Source organism: Pseudoflavonifractor sp. An176 (assembly GCF_002160435.1).
Classification (GTDB): domain Bacteria; phylum Bacillota; class Clostridia; order Oscillospirales; family Oscillospiraceae; genus Enterenecus; species Enterenecus faecium.
The window spans coordinates 23785-41451 of the sequence record NZ_NFKO01000018.1 but is presented as its reverse complement, the minus strand read 5'-3'; the positions used below and the strand labels follow the sequence as shown (position 1 = coordinate 41451).

Annotated in this window: 17 protein-coding genes; 4 read left to right on the top strand and 13 right to left on the bottom strand. The window is 60.1% G+C overall.

From position 1 onward, the window contains the following. Positions 1-76: 76 nt before the first annotated feature. The 4 genes from efp to B5F12_RS08285 all read right to left on the bottom strand — a co-directional run bounded on the left by efp (position 77) and on the right by B5F12_RS08285 (position 3220). On the bottom strand, positions 77-640 hold the full coding sequence (efp, locus tag B5F12_RS08300; protein WP_087233097.1) for an elongation factor P: 564 nt from the start codon (positions 638-640) through the stop codon (positions 77-79). A 146-nt stretch (positions 641-786) separates the two neighbouring features. Further along, positions 787-1854 carry a Xaa-Pro peptidase family protein gene (locus B5F12_RS08295; RefSeq protein WP_087233088.1) on the bottom strand — a complete coding sequence of 356 codons (1068 nt, stop codon included), beginning with the start codon at positions 1852-1854 and terminating at the stop codon, positions 787-789. A gap of 17 nt (positions 1855-1871) precedes the next feature. Further along, on the bottom strand, positions 1872-2720 hold the full coding sequence (locus B5F12_RS08290; RefSeq protein ID WP_087233085.1) for a TIM barrel protein: 849 nt from the start codon (positions 2718-2720) through the stop codon (positions 1872-1874). Beyond that, positions 2717-3220 carry a YqeG family HAD IIIA-type phosphatase gene (locus tag B5F12_RS08285; protein ID WP_087233082.1) on the bottom strand — a complete coding sequence of 168 codons (504 nt, stop codon included), beginning with the start codon at positions 3218-3220 and terminating at the stop codon, positions 2717-2719. Before B5F12_RS08285 ends, B5F12_RS08290 begins: the two co-directional genes overlap by 4 nt. A 253-nt stretch (positions 3221-3473) precedes the next feature. Between B5F12_RS08285 and B5F12_RS08280 the strand changes: the two genes are divergently transcribed. Continuing rightward, positions 3474-4235, top strand: coding sequence for a hypothetical protein (locus B5F12_RS08280; protein ID WP_087233079.1), 762 nt, complete (start codon positions 3474-3476; stop codon positions 4233-4235). 43 nt (positions 4236-4278) lie between these two features. Here B5F12_RS08280 and rpsU read toward each other — a convergent pair whose 3' ends face one another. Beyond that, positions 4279-4461 (bottom strand): 30S ribosomal protein S21, encoded by a 183-nt coding sequence (gene rpsU, locus B5F12_RS08275; protein ID WP_087233076.1) that lies wholly within the window; start codon positions 4459-4461, stop codon positions 4279-4281. A gap of 337 nt (positions 4462-4798) precedes the next feature. On the opposite strand from rpsU, the gene B5F12_RS08270 reads away from it, so the two are divergent. Further along, positions 4799-6787: a transglutaminase domain-containing protein gene (locus B5F12_RS08270; protein WP_087233073.1), complete on the top strand. Its 1989-nt coding sequence runs from the start codon at positions 4799-4801 to the stop codon at positions 6785-6787. A 393-nt stretch (positions 6788-7180) separates the two neighbouring features. On the opposite strand, the gene leuS is transcribed toward B5F12_RS08270, so the two are convergent. Further along, positions 7181-9604 (bottom strand): leucine--tRNA ligase, encoded by a 2424-nt coding sequence (gene leuS / locus B5F12_RS08265; protein WP_087233070.1) that lies wholly within the window; start codon positions 9602-9604, stop codon positions 7181-7183. A 211-nt stretch (positions 9605-9815) separates the two neighbouring features. Between leuS and B5F12_RS11755 the strand changes: the two genes are divergently transcribed. Further along, positions 9816-10013 carry a hypothetical protein gene (locus B5F12_RS11755; protein ID WP_087369520.1) on the top strand — a complete coding sequence of 66 codons (198 nt, stop codon included), beginning with the start codon at positions 9816-9818 and terminating at the stop codon, positions 10011-10013. An 89-nt stretch (positions 10014-10102) separates the two neighbouring features. Here the strand turns inward: B5F12_RS11755 and B5F12_RS08260 are convergent, their stop codons facing one another. Together B5F12_RS08260 and B5F12_RS08255 are read right to left on the bottom strand one after the other, a co-directional pair. Then, positions 10103-10570 (bottom strand): DUF3021 domain-containing protein, encoded by a 468-nt coding sequence (locus B5F12_RS08260; RefSeq protein ID WP_087233067.1) that lies wholly within the window; start codon positions 10568-10570, stop codon positions 10103-10105. A 9-nt stretch (positions 10571-10579) separates the two neighbouring features. Beyond that, positions 10580-11020, bottom strand: a complete 441-nt coding sequence (locus B5F12_RS08255) for a LytTR family DNA-binding domain-containing protein (RefSeq protein ID WP_087233065.1) — start codon at positions 11018-11020, stop codon at positions 10580-10582. Between the two features lie 178 nt (positions 11021-11198). On the opposite strand from B5F12_RS08255, the gene B5F12_RS08250 reads away from it, so the two are divergent. Then, positions 11199-12275 carry a hypothetical protein gene (locus B5F12_RS08250; protein WP_242954925.1) on the top strand — a complete coding sequence of 359 codons (1077 nt, stop codon included), beginning with the start codon at positions 11199-11201 and terminating at the stop codon, positions 12273-12275. Between the two features lie 47 nt (positions 12276-12322). Here the strand turns inward: B5F12_RS08250 and B5F12_RS08245 are convergent, their stop codons facing one another. The 5 genes from B5F12_RS08245 to polA form a co-directional block, all read right to left on the bottom strand. Beyond that, positions 12323-12604, bottom strand: coding sequence for a DUF6514 family protein (locus B5F12_RS08245; RefSeq protein WP_087233062.1), 282 nt, complete (start codon positions 12602-12604; stop codon positions 12323-12325). A gap of 205 nt (positions 12605-12809) precedes the next feature. Beyond that, positions 12810-13823, bottom strand: coding sequence for a tRNA (adenosine(37)-N6)-threonylcarbamoyltransferase complex transferase subunit TsaD (gene tsaD / locus B5F12_RS08240; protein WP_087233059.1), 1014 nt, complete (start codon positions 13821-13823; stop codon positions 12810-12812). Beyond that, positions 13820-14452 carry a GNAT family N-acetyltransferase gene (locus tag B5F12_RS08235; protein WP_087233056.1) on the bottom strand — a complete coding sequence of 211 codons (633 nt, stop codon included), beginning with the start codon at positions 14450-14452 and terminating at the stop codon, positions 13820-13822. Before B5F12_RS08235 ends, tsaD begins: the two co-directional genes overlap by 4 nt. Beyond that, on the bottom strand, positions 14430-14894 hold the full coding sequence (rimI, locus tag B5F12_RS08230) for a ribosomal protein S18-alanine N-acetyltransferase (RefSeq protein ID WP_343224110.1): 465 nt from the start codon (positions 14892-14894) through the stop codon (positions 14430-14432). The genes B5F12_RS08235 and rimI overlap by 23 nt, the downstream gene beginning before the upstream one ends. 17 nt (positions 14895-14911) lie before the next feature. Then, a complete protein-coding gene (gene polA, locus B5F12_RS08225) occupies positions 14912-17575 on the bottom strand; it encodes a DNA polymerase I (RefSeq protein ID WP_087233053.1) in 2664 nt (887 codons plus the stop codon). Between the last annotated feature and the right edge of the window lie 92 nt (positions 17576-17667).

The window sequence follows — 17667 nt, the reverse complement described above, 5'->3', positions numbered from 1 at the left end:
CTACGTGCGCCCCGCTTTGCGGGGTAATCGATACCCGCAAGGAAATCTCGGCGTGTTTGAATTACTTTACAGCTAATTAGCCCTTGCAGCGCTCCATATACTCGCCAGTGCGGGTATCGATGCGGATACGGTCGCCAGCGTTGATGAACAGGGGCACCTTGATCTCAGCGCCGGTCTCCAGAGTGGCGGGCTTGGTGACGTTGGTGGCGGTGTCGCCCTTGATGCCGGGCTCGGTCTCAGTGACCTCCAGGTCCACAAAGTTGGGGGGCTCCACGCCGAACACGCTGCCCTTGTAGGACATGATCTTGCAGGACATGTTCTCCTTGACGAACTTGAAGTTGTCGCCCAGGACGCTCTTGTTCACGGGGAGCATGTCGTAGGTCTCCATGTCCATGAAGTAGTACAGATCGCCATCGTTGTAGCTGTACTCCATCTCCTTGCGGTCCACGAAAGCCTGCTCGAACTTAGCAGTGGGGTTGAAAGAAGTCTCGGTGACAGCACCGGTGATGACGTTCTTCATCTTGGTACGCACGAAAGCGGCGCCCTTACCGGGCTTGACGTGCTGGAACTCGACAACCTGCATCACCTTTCCGTCCATCTCAAAGGTCACGCCGTTGCGGAAATCACCTGCGGTAATCATTGCCATTGGTCTCGTCCTCCAATATAAAAGTTTGGGAATCCAAAGTATAATTCACTGTATTATACCCTATCTCCCCTTTTTTTGCAAGGGGGTCACCCACAATTCTCACAGAGAAATGGGAAAACTCTCGGGTGGGTCTGATTTGCTTACAGAATGATCAAATCCTTGGGGGAAGCGGTGATGTCCACGCAGCCCTCGTCGGTCAGCCACAGCACATCCTCAATGCGCACGCCGAACTTGCCGGGCAGGTAGATGCCGGGCTCGGCGGACAGGGTGGCCCCGGAGGGAATGGTCTGGGTCCAGAAGGGAGAGAAGCGGGGATTCTCGTGGATCTCAATGCCCAGGGAGTGGCCGAAGCCATGTCCGAAGTATTCCCCGTATCCGGCGTCGGCAATCACCTTGGCGGCGGTGTTGTGCACCACATCGCCGGTGACGCCGCCGTGGGCGGCGGCAATGCCAGCCAGCTGGGCCTTCAGAACGGTGTCATACACCAGGCGCATCTCGTCGGTGGGCTCGCCCACGGCCACGGTACGGGTCATGTCGGAGCAGTAGCCACCCACCACACAGCCGAAGTCCATGGTGACAAACTGGCCCTTCTCGATGACAGACAGGCCGGGCACGGCGTGGGGCTTGGAGCCGTTGGCACCGCTGGCCACGATGGGGTCGAAGGAGTTGCGCTGGGCGCCCTTGCTGGCCATGATGTAGGTCAGGCGGGCGGCGATCTCGCTCTCGGTGACGCCGGGCTTCACATAGTTCAAAATCTCGGTAAAGGCCTCGTCGGTGATGCGCTGGGCCTCCCGCATGACGGCCAGCTCCTCCTCGTCCTTGACCATGCGCAGGCGGGTCAGGAGGTCGGAAGCGGGCACCAGCTCCACCCCGGGCAGGGCCTCCTGCCACAGCTTGTACTGGTGTACGTTCATGCCCTCGTCCTCAAAGCCCAGCTTTTTCACGTTGTGGGTGGCCACCAGGGACATCACCAGCTGACGGTAGCTCTGGCCGGAGCGCAGCACGTCCACGTGGGCCCCGGTGATCTCCTGGTTGGCGGCCTCAATGTACCGGGAGTCGGTGTAGTACCAGCACTCCTGGGAAGTGATGAAGGCCACGCCCTCCCCGTGGAAGCCCATAGCATAGAACTCGCCGGGCTCAGAAGTCACCAGCATGGCGTCCAGGCCCAGATTATGCAGTTCCTTGGCAATATTCTTGATGTGATTCATGGAATAAACACTCCTTTTTACAGATAACTCTGATAAATGCGTTTCATGGTCAAGGCGTCCTCCGCCTGGGTGCCCGCACTCTCGCAGATAAAGGTGGGGCTCCACCCCCGCTCTGCCACGGCCTGGGCCAGGGGCTCCCAAGCGGGGCCGTAGCCGCCGTCGTCGTCAAAGGTGCGGTGACACTTCTCGCCCCCGTTGGGGGTAAATTCAATGTGGGAGAAATGGCTGTGGAAGCGGCTGGCCCGGTCTGTACCCAGCTCGGACTCCATGCGGGAGAGCATCCGCTCCACCGCCTCCGCCCCCTCGTCCTTGCCCAGAGAGCGGGCGTACAGGTGGCCGAAGTCCACGCAGGGGATGAGGCTCTCGTGGACCTGGCACAGGCGCAATACCTCGTCCAGATCCCCCAGCTGATTGATCTTACCCATGGTCTCCGGGCATAGGGTAATGTGGCCGAAGCCCTGGTCCTGGCACACCGCCACGATCTCCTTCAAAAAAGGCAGAGCGATGTTCATGGCCTCCTCCCGGGTGCGCTTCATGAGGGCGCCGGAGTGGATGACCACCCGGGTAGCTCCCATCTGATCGGCCACCAGGCAGCTGGCAGTGATATAGCCGATGGTTTTCTCCTGGGACTCCGGGTCCGGGTTGGCCAGGTTGATGAAGTAGGGGGCGTGGAGAGACAGGGAAATGCCGTGCTCCTGGGCTTGCCGACCCAGCGCCACGGCGGTGTCCTCCTTCACCCGCACCCCTTTGCCGCACTGGTACTCGTAGCAGTCCAGGCCCAGCTCGCCCAGCCACCGGGGAGCGTCCACCGAGGACTTGTAGGGGAAACTCTCTGCGTTGCCCGCAGGTCCGAATGTTGCACTCACAGTCTCTCACCTCCTGCGGATAGAAGCCGGAAGGGCACCTCTACGGCGTACCGCAGATACCGCCCGGGATTGCCCGCCAGGCGGATGGGCTTGACCAAAATGGTGGTCACTCCCGCCCGGTTGCCACCCAGCACGTCGGTAAACACCTGGTCCCCCACAATGGCGGTCTCCTGGGGTGTCACCCCCATCTGCTCCATGGCCTTGAAAAAGGATGGGGTCTTGGGCTTCCCGGCGTGGCCGATGTAGGGCACCTCCAGCCCATTGGCAAAGGTGGAGGGGCGTTGGGCATGGCGGTTATTGGACAGCACAAAGAGGGTGACTCCGTGGGCGGCCAGATCGTCCCGCCACGCCTTTAACTTCTCGTCGGGCAGGGGCACGCCGTAGGGCACCAGGGTGTTGTCCAGGTCGGCCAGCAGCAGCCGAATCCCTCGGCGCTGGAGGGCTTCTCCGGTCAATTGATATATGTTGTCAGCCACGTGGCTGGCGCGAAATAAGGGCATAGCTCACCTTCTATTCTGCTCAACAAGAGCATAGGATTCCAATAGGGCGTATCTGAAAAATAAGAAATCGACGAATTTTCCACAAGCAACAGACAGATACAAGGCAAAAAACGCAGGAATCCTGGATGGATTCCCAGGATTTTTAACGCAGTAGCTGGCATTGATTGCTGGAAAAGTCAAGGATTTCGACTTTTCAGATCGCCCCTCGGACATGTTATCACAAATCCACTTCACTCACAAGGGGGAACCTACCATGACCCAAGTTCTCTTGGCGGCCCATCCCTCCGCCAATCTCTCCCATCCCCAGGCCATCCCCGCCCACATGGCCTACCGCATCGGACCGGGCCCGAAACTTTTGGGAATGCGTCTGCCGCCCCAGCTGCGGGGCGGGGTGATGCTGCTGGACTGTCGGGACCACGACGGCAGCGGCGACCCCATCCCCTGCTGTCGTCAAATCCTGTGGGAGTGCCGCCACCGGGGGTACTCCGGCATTGTCTGCGACTTTGAAGGGGCGCCTGTGGGCTGTCTTGGGCGCATCGTTCATATCTTAGACCGCAACTGTCAGGCCCAGGGGTGGACCTTGGACGTGCCGCCCCAGTTTGCCCCCTTCGCCCCTGGGGGCCGGGTGCTGGTGTCCTCGGTGGTGACGGCGGGCACCCTGCGCCGACGACTGCAAGAGGCAGTGGAGCGCCACGGGGCCCCCCGCACCACCCTAGCGGTGGAGTGGGTGCGAGAGGATTTTCCTCTCCCCGCCCAGCGCCGGGGCACCCCCATCTCCCTGCAACACTTAGAGCAGCAAATGCGGCGGCTGGAACCGGCGGTGTTCTACGACCGGGGCCTGTGCGCCCACTACTACACCTACATGGCCGCCGGAGGACAGGCCCACTTTGTCCTCTATGACACCTCGCAATCCATCCACGAAAAGGTGAAGCTGGCCCGGGAGATGCACCTGGGGGCGGTGCTGCTGCCGGGCCCCGAGGTGGAGGGGTGTCTGGAACAGGTGCTGGCAACATAGGAAAAGACCGTTGCAGATGACTCTGCAACGGTCTTTTAGCTTATCAATAGTACTTCTTGCGGTTCTTACGAGCGGCCTCGCTCTTCTTGCGGCGCTTGACGCTGGGGCTGTCATAGAACTCGCGCTTACGCACCTCGGCCAGCACGCCGGACTTGGCGCAGCTACGCTTGAAGCGCTTCAGAGCGTTCTCCAGAGACTCGCCCTCACGGACATGAATTTCGGACATCTATATTTCCCTCCCTCCGAGGCATCCGGCTTCATCCAGGATGCTTTAAGGGCCATTTCGTATGGCTTTAACAGTGGTATTATATGAAAAATCCAGCCCATTGTCAACTAGATTTTTATATAAAAAAATTTTTCTCTCTTCTTCCCTCTTCTACACCTCACATTTGGTCCCTCTCTGTGCCCCTTCTCTGGATTCTCTTCCCCTCTGGGTATCTTTTGGCTTCATTTCACATTTTCCCAATTTCTCCCTTGGTTCCCCTGCTTTTCTTGTCTATTGCGCACACTTCCACTTCATGGTACAATTGACACACCCTTGAGAGAAAGGAAATGAGATTGATATGAAATTGCACGGAAGACAACTTGTAGCTGGCTGTATGGCCGGTGTTCTGGCCTTGGGGCTGGGCGGCACCGGCATCAGCTTTGCCCAGAGCAGAGGAATGGACTTAGCCCACATTAAAGGCTCCAACCAGGAGCTGGTGGCCATGCTGGAGCAGACCAACCCTGAGACCTATGTGGCCCACGATGACATCATCATCACTCAACCGCAGTTTGAGGAGATCGGTGCCAAAGCTGTGGAGGTCACCCAGGACAAGTCCAGCGACTACGAAAAGGTGGTTGCCATCAAAGATTGGGTCAACAAGCACATCGCCTACGACTACGACAACAGCGTCAAAGACCAAAACGCCTACACCGCCTTTATTGAAGGGGAAGGCATCTGCCAGGCCTATTCCAACCTGACCAAGGCCATGCTCTCCTACCTGGAGATCCCCTGCATCCTGGTCAACGGCGACTCCGCCTATGGCGGCCACGCCTGGAATATGGCATATGTGGAGGATGGGTGGATTTTTGTGGACTCCACCTGGGGTGCCATCTACGACGACGTGGACACCTTCAGCAAAGACCACAAGCCCTATTTCAGTGACAGCCTGTACCAGGTCGTGGGCGACTATGCCTTTACCTATCACAATGGCGTGGCGGTGTGCGACTACCTGGGCAGCGAGACCCACTGGGATATCCCCGACACCTTCTACGATGTCCCCACCACCGCCTTGGCTCCCAAGCTGTTCAACGATGAGGCCGCCGACAAAATTCAGAGCATTTCCTTCCCCGAAACCCTGAAAAACATTGACAACATCGACTACGCCTTTGACTCCTTCTCCAGCCTGACCCAGATCACGGTGGACCAGGGTAACCCCTACTTCACCGCTCAGGACGGGGTGCTCTATGACAACGACATCAAAGAGCTCTTAGTCTACCCTGCCGCCGCCACCCGCACTCAGTTCCAGATTCCCGATACTGTAACCACCCTGGGTGAGTGTGTGTTCCGGGAAAATGCCGCCCTCAAGGACATTCTCATCCCCCCGTCAGTGACCCAGCTGGGCAAGGACCTGTTCCACAGCAAAGACGTCACCATCTACGCCCAGGCAGGCAGCGCCGCTGCCCAATACGCCACCGACAATGGCCTGACCCTCAAGGATATGGACCAGTTCCCCCAAACTCCCACCCCGCCGGAAGAGGTGGACACCACCCTGCTGGAAAAGACCGTGGCATATGCCCTGACCCTGTCCACCGACGGCGTCACCACCTCTGCCAAAAAGGCCTTTGAGCAGGCGCTGGCCAATGCCCAGGCGGTGCTGGCCAAGGAGAACCTCACCCAGGAGGAGGTCAACGCCGCTTGGGACGCTCTGCTGGAGGGCATTTGGGGCCTGGGCATCACCCAGGGGGATAAGAGCACCCTGGAGCAGCTCATCACCAAGGCCGAGAGCATGGTGGAAGGCAAGTATGTACCCCAGTACTGGGGCATGCTGGAGACCGCCCTGGTGGAGGCCCGTGCCATGATGGACAACGGGGACGCTCTGGACGAGGACATCCAGCCCGTGGCCGACAACCTGCTGAATGCCATTCTGGCCCAGCGGCTCAAGGCCAACAAGGAGAACCTGGAGGACCTTCTGGGCAAGGCTGAGAACATCGACCTGGAGGGCTACACCGCCGAAAGCGTGGCAGAGTTCCAGGCCGCCCTGGCTGCGGTGCAAACCCTGATGGCAGACGAGACCATCAGCGTAGACGACCAAGACACCGTGGACGCCGCTGCCGCCCGCCTGGCTGCCGCCATGGACGGCCTCACCGCTCAGCAGCCCCAGGAGAGCGAGAAGCCCGAGGCCAGCCAGACCCCCGAGGCCACCGACAAGCCTCAGGCCACCCAGAAGCCGGAGCAGGTGCCCCAGACTGGGGACGCCAGCCAGCTGACCGCTATGGTGGGCGTTCTGCTCACCAGCGCCACCGCTCTGGGCGGACTGACCATGGCCCGGAAGCGCCGCAATGGCTAATTCCATTTCGCTGCACAACACCAGGCCGGGACAAGCTAACTTGTCCCGGCCTTTCAGCGTGTCGAAGTTCGACACGCTTCTCAAAAATGCCAGCATTTTTTCGAAAAGTTGCAGCCCGCTGCATGCATAATCGGGTCAAAGGGCGACCCGATTCCACACTGGCGGGCTGAGAAGTGTTTTTTCCGATGCGCATGTCCCCGGAAAAACAGATTTTAATTTATTTTCCCGCCCCCGGGCGGGAAAACTCTACCGAGGGCTTTTTGATGATGCAAGAAAATGTATCCTTCTTGCATGCACATGAGGTTTTTTGACAGTCTGAAAGGAGACACTCACAGGTCGTGAGCGTCTCCTTTTTCATACAGAGCACCATTGCGCTCCGTGTATTCACTTCAATCAGGGCTTGACGATGAGGTTCACCAGACGGCCAGGCACCACAATGGACTTCACCAGGTTCATGCCCTGGGTGAACTTCTGGACCTTCTCGTCGGCCTGGGCGGCAGCCACAATGGCGTCGTTGTCGGCGTCAGCGGGCACCTGGATGTTGGCGCGCACCTTGCCGTTGACCTGCACCACCAGGTTGAGGACGGAGGCCACGGTCTTGCTCTCGTCGTACTCAGGCCAGGGCTGCTGGCAGACAAAGCCCAGAGCGCCGTAGCCCAGCATCTCCCACAGCTCCTCGGCGATGTGGGGAGCGAAGGGGGACAGCATGGTGATGAGGGCCTTCATGTCGCCCTTGGTGCAGCCGTTCTGGCCAAACTCGTTGACCAGGCTCATCATGGCAGCAATGGCGGTGTTGAACTTCATGCCCTCGATGTCGTCGGCCACCTTCTTGATGCACTTGTGCAGGGAGGCGGCGTTGGCCTCGGACTGGTTCTCGTCGTCCTTGCAGCTCTCAGCCAGGTTCCAAACCTTGTCCAGGAAGCGCTTACAGCCCTTCACGGCGTTGTCCGACCACACAGCGGCCTGCTCGAAGTCGCCGATGAACATGATATACAGGCGCAGGGTGTCGGCGCCGTACTGGGCCACGATGTCGTTGGGGTTGACCACGTTGCCCCGGGACTTGGACATCTTCTCGCCGCCCTCGCCCAGAATCATGCCGTGGCTGGTGCGCTTCTGATAGGGCTCCTTGGTGGGCACCACGCCGATGTCGTAGAGGAACTTGTGCCAGAAACGGGAGTAGAGCAGGTGCAGAGTGGTGTGCTCCATGCCGCCGTTGTACCAATCCACGGGGGACCAGTAGTCCAGAGCCTCCTTGGAGGCCAGGGCCTTGTCGTTGTGGGGGTCCATATAGCGCAGGTAGTACCAGCTGGAGCCAGCCCACTGGGGCATGGTGTCGGTTTCCCGACGGGCGGGGCCACCGCACTTGGGGCAGGTGGTGTTGACCCAGTCGGTCATCTTGGACAGGGGGGACTCGCCGTCGTCGGTGGGCTCGTAGCTGTCCACGTCAGGCAGCAGCAGAGGCAGCTGATCCTCGGGCAGAGGCTCCCAGCCGCACTTGTCACACCACACCATGGGGATGGGCTCGCCCCAGTAACGCTGACGGGAGAACACCCAGTCACGCAGCTTGTAGTTGACCTTGGCCTCGCCGATGCCCTTCTCCTCCAGCCACTTGGTAATGGCGGGGATGGCGTCCTTGACGGTCAGGCCGTTGAGGAAGTCGGAGTTGACCATGATGCCGGTCTCGTCCTTGGCGGTAAAGGCAGCCTTCTGCACGTCCTCGCCACCGGACACCACCTCGATAATCTCACAGCCGAACTTCTTGGCAAAGGCCCAGTCACGGTCGTCGTGGGCGGGCACGGCCATGATGGCACCGGTGCCGTAGGTGGAGAGAACATAGTCGGAAATAAAGATGGGGATCTCCTTGCCGTTGACGGGGTTGATGCCAGCCACGCCGTCCAGCTTTACGCCGGTCTTCTCCTTATTGAGCTCGGCGCGCTCCAGGTCGGACTTGGCAGCGGCGGCCCGCTGATAGGCCTCCACGTCCTCCACGTTCTTCAGAAGGCCCTTCTCCTTCCACTCTGCCACCAGGGCATGCTCGGGGGCCAGCACCATGTAGGTGGCGCCGAACAGGGTGTCGGGGCGGGTGGTGAACACCACAATGGGGTCACCGTTGGTGGAGTGGAAGGTGACCTCCGCACCGGTGGAGCGGCCAATCCAGTTGCGCTGCTGGGTCTTCACCCGCTCGATGAAGTCCACCTCGTCCAGGTCGTCAATGAGGCGCTGGGCGTACTCGGTGATCTTCAGCATCCACTGGCTCTTCTCCTTGCGGATGACGGGGGCGCCGCAGCGCTCGCACACGCCGTCCACCACTTCCTCGTTGGCCAGCACGCACTTACAGGAGGTGCACCAGTTCACGGGCATGGTGGCCTTGTAGGCCAGGCCGTGCTTGTACAGCTGGAGGAAAATCCACTGGGTCCACTTGTAATACTTGGGGTCGGTGGTGTCGATGACCCGATCCCAGTCAAAGCCAAAGCCCAGCATTTTCAGCTGGCTGGTGAAGTTCTGGATGTTATCGTGGGTCACCTTGGCGGGGTGAATGTGGTTTTTGATGGCGTAGTTCTCGGTGGGCAGACCGAAGGCGTCAAAGCCCATGGGGAACAGGACATTGTAGCCGTCCATGCGCTTTTTGCGGCAGACGATGTCCATGGCGGTATAGGGCCGGGGATGGCCCACGTGCAGGCCCTGGCCTGAGGGGTAGGGGAACTCCACCAGGCCATAAAACTTCTTTTTGTCGCTGTTGTCGTGGGCGGCATAGACCTTGGCGTCCTCCCACTTCTTCTGCCATTTGGGCTCGATGTTGGCAAAATCGTACTTCAACTTCCACACTTCCATTCCACGGGAGCTGGGCTCCCAAGAGTAATATTGGACCTCCCCAAAGGGGGAGAAGTTTCACAGTCCTTTGATTATACCGTATTTTCCAGCTGTTTTCAACCGCTTCTTGCAAGTCTCTTCCGTCCCCTTCCATTGTGATTTCCCGGGCGCTATGATACAATTCTGTTACCATGAGAAAGGCAAGGAGGGTAACATCGTGAAGAAACCTGTAAAGTTTGTCCTTTGGTTGGCTGTAGGTGTGTTTGTTGTACTTTATGCCGGGGCAATGCTTAACTTTTTCCCCTTTTTCACCAATGAACTGGTGGCCGGGGAGATCTTGTTCTGCACCTTTGTCATCTGCGTGGTGGTTGGTATCTGCACAGCCATCATTCTCTCTCGTCTGGACCGCCGCTGAACCCTTTCCCGCCAACAGCGCAGCCCCCCTGTTTTCAGGGGCGCTGCGCTGTTTTTCATCTCCGTTTCAGATTTTATCCAGATCCGGTATCATTCTGCCCCGCTCCCCCACTGCTGCATGCAGCGGTTGATGCTGGCAATGCGCCGTTTCATGCGGGCAAATTGGAGCCCCCACACCCCTGCGTAAACGGCCAGGAAGATGGCGAAGTAGCTCACCACTCCCATCACATCCCGACCCATCCAACGCATCACATACGCCACAGGGAAGGTGGCCAGGGAACAAATCACCAAATGGGTCAGAGTCTGGCGCGTGAGGCTCCAGTCCTCCCGTTCCCAAATCAGGGAGGCCCCTCCCCAGGCGGCCCCATACAAAACAGATACCCCGGTTTGGAGCACCACGGCAGCCAGCTCCGATCCCATATCCTGAATCAGCTGCGGATGGACGGCATAATAGGTCCCATCCCCCAACATGGCCGACACCACAATGGCGATTACCGTGCTGATGCTGATCCCCAAACACGCCCCCAACAGGCAGCGAACCCATGCCATTCGTTTCATATTCATCCCTCACAATCCCAATACTTCTTTGATTTTTGCCACATTTCTTCGGGAGACATAGGAGGTGCTCCCATCCAGAAAGCAGACGCATATGGTGCCGGTATAGCTCAAATCAAATTTCTTCACTTGCTTTAGATTGATGATTTCCGAGTGGGAGATGCGCACAAAGCTTCGTTTGTCCAGCCGTTTCTCCACCTCGTACAGCCGCATTTTCAACAGGTATTCTCCCCTCGTGGTCACTGCCATCACCTTCCCGTCCGAGGCATACACTCGCAGAAGCTGGGACGGGTCCAAAATCTCCGCCTCCTCTCCGCGAAAGCCGGACAAAATGGCGGGCGACTGCTGAGACAGCTGCTGTACCAGGTCATAGATTTGCTCATCCACCTGGGCTGTCACCACCACAACGCGAGTCTGTTCACAGTTGGGGTCCAGTTTGATTTCTACCTGCATGCTCTATCACCTCCCTGGTTGAGGCTAGTATAAGGAATCCCAGAAGATATTTCCACTGTTTTTCTACCATTGGTCGGTTTTGCCCCATAAGTGGTTGGTCGGCCCCTCCTCACTCTCACCTCTCCCCTTTCTCTGGCATAGGTTGAGTTGTAACTTTTTTGCCGAGGAGGCCTGACCAATGCCGAATGTTCAATATTTCCTGGGTGGCAACACCCCTTTGGGCTTTTCTTCCCTGTACCACCAGCTGTCTGACCCGGAGAGCCACCGGGCGGTGTACATCTTAAAGGGCGGGGCGGGGTGCGGAAAATCCTCTCTCATGCGCCGGGTGGGACGCCATGCCCAGGCCGCCGGACATGAGGTAATCGAAATTCCCTGCTCCGGTGACCCCGACTCCCTGGACGCTGTGATTCTTCCAAAGCTGGGAGTAGCCGTTGTGGACGGCACCGCCCCTCACGTGGTGGAGCCCGCCTGCGCGGGAGCGGTGGAGCGATATGTGGATTTGAGCCGCTTCTACTCCTGGGAGGGGTTACAGCCCATCAAAGGGGAGATTATCGCCGCCGGGCAGGCCTGCTCTGCCTGCTATAAGCGGGTGTATCGCTGTCTGGGCGCCGCCGGGGAGCTGCTGGAGGACGTCCACGACCGGGTCACCTCCGACCTGCTCACCCAAAAGCTGGCCCGGCGGGCCCGGGGTATCATCCTCCGGGAGTTAAAGCCCCTGGCCGCCGCCCCCGGCGTGGAACACCAAGGTTTTCTCTCCGCCGTCACCTATCAGGGCAGTGTCACCCTGTGGGAGACGGTGGAGGCCCAGGCCGGACGGGTGTATGAGCTGTGGGACAGCTACGGCCTGGCCCACGACCTGCTGGCCCCCATCCTGGCCGCCGGGCTGGCCACCGGGCACCAGGTGGTGGCCTGCCCGGACCCCATGGCCCCCCAACGCCTGGCCCATCTCATCTTCCCCGACCTGTCCCTGGCCTTTGTCACCTCCAACGCCGCTGCGCCCTGGCCCCACCACCCCTACCGCCGCCTGCGCCTGGACGCCATGGTGGACCGGGAGGTGTACCGCTCCAGCCGTCCCCGGCTGCGCTTTGCCCAGAAGGTGGCTCAGGCCCTGGTGGACCAGGCTGTGGACGGCCTGCGCCAGGCCAAAGCCGCCCATGACAATCTGGAAGCTCTGTATAATCCCCACGTGGACTTTGAGGGGGTATATCAAACCGCCGACCAGGTAGCCGGGGAGATCTTCTCCCTGCCCCAGTGACCACAAAGACATAAAAAATTGCGTTCTCCCCGCGGAGAACGCAATTTTTATGAAAGCCAGTCCTGTATGACGTCCACCAAGGTGCACGGAGTCACCTGGTGCAGCAGCAAGGTCTGGGCCAGCTGATAGATCACCGAGGAGCGGCAGGTCACATCGGGGGCTACCGCCACCTCTCCGGTCTCCTTCTCCTCAATCTTGACCCCGTAGCTCTCGCCGGAGTAGCCCTCCAGCTCCAGGTGCTCCAGCAAAATGTAGTAGTCAAAGCAACGCTCCGTCCCTGCCTCATCTCTCACACGCAGGGTTTCCAAAAACAGCTCGCCGGTTTCCAATTTTTTCCTTCCTCTCCTTTCCTCTCTCTGAGAAACAGTATAAGGCAGAACGTTGGAAATGCAAGGAAAACCGTTCGTGAAATTCGACATACATCGACAGTTCCACAAGATATAGGGGAAAAACCGGCGCTTCCAAACCCACACTGGGGATGCACCAAAAATATCCGGCGAATTTTCTACATTTTGCACAATCTCTGTGGAAGTCTCAGCGGTCCTTGGAGATATCCAGGCTGGCCTTGGCGTTCAGGTCCCAGCCTGCGGTGTTGCCAGCCTGGTACTCATAGTACCCCTGGCATCCAATCATTGCTGCATTGTCTCCGCACAGGGACAGGGGCGGCAGCCACAGCTTGGCCCCCACCTTCTCGCACTCCCGCTGCAAATCTGCCCGGATGCGGCTGTTGGCGGCTACGCCGCCGGCCACGGCGATCTTGTTGTAGCCCAACATCCGGTTGGCCTCCATGGTGCGGGGCACCAGGGTGTCGGACACCGCGGCGGCAAAGGAGGCGGCCAGGTCGTGGAGGTCCAACTTCTCCCCCTTCTGCTGGGCGTTGTGGACGGTGTTGAGCACCGCCGTCTTCAGACCCGAGAAGGACATATCCAGGGGGTGGTCCGCCACGTGGGCCCGGGGGAAGGTGTAGGCCTTGTCGTTGCCCCCCTGGGCCATCTTATCCATGGGTCCACCACCGGGGTAGCCCAGACCCAGGACTCGGGCGATCTTGTCAAAGCACTCCCCCGCCGCGTCGTCCCGGGTACCACCCAGCACCTCAAAATGGGTGTAGTCCTTCACATCCACCAGGGCGGTGGTGCCGCCGGAGACGCACAGGCACAAAAAGGGCGGCTCCAGGTCGGCGTGGGCGATGTAGTTGGCGGCGATGTGGCCCCGGACGTGGTGCACAGGGATGAGGGGCACCCCCAGGCCGTAGGCCACCGACTTGGCAAAGGATACCCCCACCAGCAAAGCCCCGATGAGGCCGGGTGCGTGGGTCACGGCCACGGCGTCAATCTCCGACTTGTCCACCCCAGCCTGGCGCAGAGCCTCGTCGGCCAGGCCGGAAATGGCCTCCACATGCTTGCGGGAGGCAATCTCTGGCACCACGCCGCCGTAAATGGCGTGCATGTCCGCCGAGGAGGCAATCACCGAGGACAGGATGGTGCGGCCATCCTCCATCACGGCGGCGGCGGTTTCGTCACAGGAGGATTCAAAGGCTAAAATTTTCATGAAATCACCTTTCTCTCATATTCCGTGGGATTATGCTCCTCCGTCCAGGCCGGGGCAGGGTGAATGTCCTCGCCGGGGGAAAGGGGCAGTTGAATGTATTGCTGCATATGGGCGGGGGAGAAATAGTCGGCGTAGACCCTGCGGTGCAGCTTCTCTACCACCCGGTCATCCGTCTCCGGTCCGCCGTACAGGCACTTGAAATGCACTCCGAAGAGGGCGCACCCATAGTCCAACACCCGGAAGCCGTTGCGCTGATAGAAGCCAATTCGGCGGCGGCGAAGCTGGTTCTCCCCCTCATCGTCGCTGGTGGGGGCCTCCGCCTCTCCGAAGATGTGACCGTATCGCTCCAACAGCAGGGCGAGAATCTTTCCCCCCGTGCCGCCGTTGCGCTTGCCCCGCAGCACGCCCAGGTAGTCCAACAGTACCCCTTTCCGGTCCTTGGACAGCCACACCATGGCGTAGCCCACCGTCTCCCCGTTCTCCGTGGCCACCAAGGGGTCGTACTGCCCCAGGTCTAACAGCCGCAGCATGGCCCCCAGGGGCTTGAGCTCGCTTTGGGGAAAGTCATATTCCATCTCCTCCCGATACAGGGAGGCCAGTTCCTTCTCATTGAGCGCTTTCAGTTCCATGTTCAAACTCCAGTGTCATCAAAATGGCGTCCTCTTTGGGATCGTCGTAGTACCCTCTCCGCCGCCCCACCTGGGCAAAGCCGTGTTTCATATAGAGGGCAATGGCAGGGGCGTTGGACGCCCGCACCTCCAAGGTCAAGAAGGCCAGCTTGGCCTGGCCAAACCGGACAAAGGCGGCGATGAGCTCGTCGGCAATGCCCTGGCGGCGGACATTGGCGGCCACCGCCACATTATTGATATACCCCTCGTCCAGCACCGTCTGCAATCCGGCGTAGCCCAACACCACGCCGTCCTCCCGCAGGGCTACGATGATGACGGCGGCCTCGTTCCACAGCTCCTGTTGCAGCATCTCCTCCGTCCAGGGGTGGGAGAAGCAGGCCCGCTCCAGGGCTGCAATCTGGGGAATCAGCTCGGCGGTCATGGGGGTCAGTGTATACTTCACGTGGTTCTACCTCCTGTTTAGTGGGCCTCGGCCCAGGTCTGGCCCACCTTGGCCTCGGCAGTGAGGGGCACGGCCAGCTGGGCCACCCCCTCCATCTCCTGGGTGAGGAGCCGGGCCACGGTGTCCGCCTCAGCCTGGGGACACTCCACAATGAGTTCGTCGTGGACCTGGAGCACTAGCTGGGCCTGGAGCCCCTCTTGGGCCAGGCGATGCTCCACCCGAATCATGGCCAGCTTGATGATGTCGGCGGCGGTGCCCTGGATGGGCATGTTCAGGGCCACCCGCTCGCCAAAGCTGCGGGTGTTGAAGTTGGAGCTTTTCAGCTCGGGCAGCCAGCGGCGGCGGCCATATAGGGTGGACACATAGCCCTGACTCTTGCCCTGCTCCACCACGCCGTCCATATAGGCCCGCACTCCGGCGTAGTGGGCAAAATACTTCTCCATATAGCTCTTGGCCTGGGCCACGGAGACATGAATATCCTGAGACAGGGAGAAGGGGGAAATGCCATAGACGATGCCAAAGTTCACCGCCTTGGCCGCCCGGCGCATGTCAGCCGTCACCCGGTCCGGAGACACCCCAAAGACCTGGGAGGCGGTGACGGTGTGGATGTCCACCCCATCCCGGAAGGCCTGAATCATGGCCTCATCCCCGGACATGTGGGCCAGCAGCCGCAGCTCGATCTGGGAGTAGTCGGCGTCCACCAATACCCAGCCGGGCCGGGCCACAAACATGGTGCGCATCTCCGCCCCCAGGGCGGTGCGCACAGGGATATTCTGTAAGTTGGGCTCGGTGGAGGACAGCCGCCCGGTGGCGGTGACGGTGTTCTGGAAGCTGGTGTGGATGCGCCCGTCTCCGGCAATGACCTTGCTCAAGCCCTCCACATAGGTGGAGTTGAGCTTGGTCAGCTGTCGGTACTCCAGCACCAGGGAGACAATGGGGTGCTGATATTGCAGCTTCTCCAGTACCTCGGCGTTGGTGGAGTACCCGGTCTTGGTCTTCTTGATGGGGGGCAGCCCCAGCTTTTCAAACAGAATGTGGCCCAGCTGCTTGGGCGAGAGGATGTTGAACTCCTCCCCCGCCTGCTCATAGATGGCCTTCTGGGTGTCCACAATGCGCCCGGTGAGCATCTCGCCAAACCGGGACAGGGCTCCCTTGTCCACCAGCACCCCGCGCCGCTCCATATTGGCCAGCACAGAGCACAGGGGAATCTCCATCTCCTGAAGCAGCTGAGTCAGCCCAAGCTCGTCCAATTGAGGGGCCAGCTTCTCGTAGAGGGCCCCGATGAGGGCGTTATCTTCATACCATTCGGTCTGGGCTTTCACCTGGTCGGACAGGGCCCCGAAGGCCTCCTCGTCCCGCCAGGCTCTGGACTCCTCCAGCTCCTTTTTGAGGTACTGCATGGACAGCTTAGAGAGGTCATAGCTGCCCGCCGTGGGGTCCAAGAGATAGGCGGCCAGCTGGGTGTCAAAGACAAAGCCTTCGCCTTGAATGCCCTCGTCCAGCAGCTTTTCGCACAGTTCTTTCACCCCGTGGGCCACTTTTTTTACCTTGGGACCGAAGAGTTGGGCCAAGAAGGCCTGGTAATCTCCTTCGTAGCGGCTGCTGCGCACGTCGTACAGCCAGCCCTTGTCTCCCTCATGGAGGCTCACCGTCACCCCGTCCAGATTGGGCAGGGGGAGCACCACCACAAAGTCCGCTTTCTCCCACTTTGGCAGCACCTGGGCCAGCTGCTCCTCGCCCGTGAGGTACACCCCCTCCACCCGAATTTCGGGGGTTTCTTCCACAGCTTGGGCGACCGATGTGGAAGTGGGCCGCACCCCCAGCTTGTCGATGAGCTTGGAGAACTCCAGCTCCAGCAGCAGCTGGTACAGCTCATCGTTGTGGAAGGGCTGGCGCAGGGTGTCCTGGGGATGGAAGTCCATGGGGGCCTCGCAGCGGATGGTGGCCAGGTCGTAGCTCATCCGGGCGTCCCCCTCCCCCTCCACCAGCTTTTTCCGGGCGGCGGGCTTCACCTCCACCGTGTCCAGGTGGGCGTACAGGTCATCAATGGAGGGGTATTGGGCCAGCAGGGCCATGGCGGTTTTCTCGCCGATGCCCTTGACCCCGGGGATGTTGTCCGAGGTATCCCCCATGAGGGCCTTGAGGTCGATGATGTGGATGGGGTCGAAGCCGTACTCCTCCCGAAACACCTCCGGGGTCATGTTGCGGGTGGTGGTGCGGCCCATACGGGTGGACACCAGCTTGACGGTGGTGGAGTCGGTGATAAGCTGCAAGGAGTCCTTGTCTCCGGTGACCACCACGGTCTGGCCGCCCTCCTCCCCGTTCACCCGGGCCATGGTGCCCAGCAGGTCGTCGGCCTCCCAGCCCTCCAGCTCATAGCGGCGAATGTTCATGGCGTCCAGCAGCCGTTTCAGCACCGGCATCTGCACCGCCAGCTCCTCCGGCATGCCCTTGCGCTGGGCCTTGTAGCCCTCATAGGCCAGGTGGCGGAAGGTGGGCGCCTTCAAATCAAAGGCCACCGCCAGCCCCTCCGGCTGTTCCTCCTCCAGCAGCTTCAAGAGGATGTTGACAAAGCCGAAAATGGCGTTGGTGGGCAGGCCCTCTCGGGTGGACAGATTCTGACTGACCCCGTAAAAGGCCCGGTTGACGATGGAGTTTCCGTCGATGACCATGAGCTTCATAGTGTGGCTCTCCTTCCCTGGTGTGGGGTGTTGCGGTAATACTAACAGCTGATTATATCATTCTTCCCCACCCAAGGCAATCCCCACGCCTT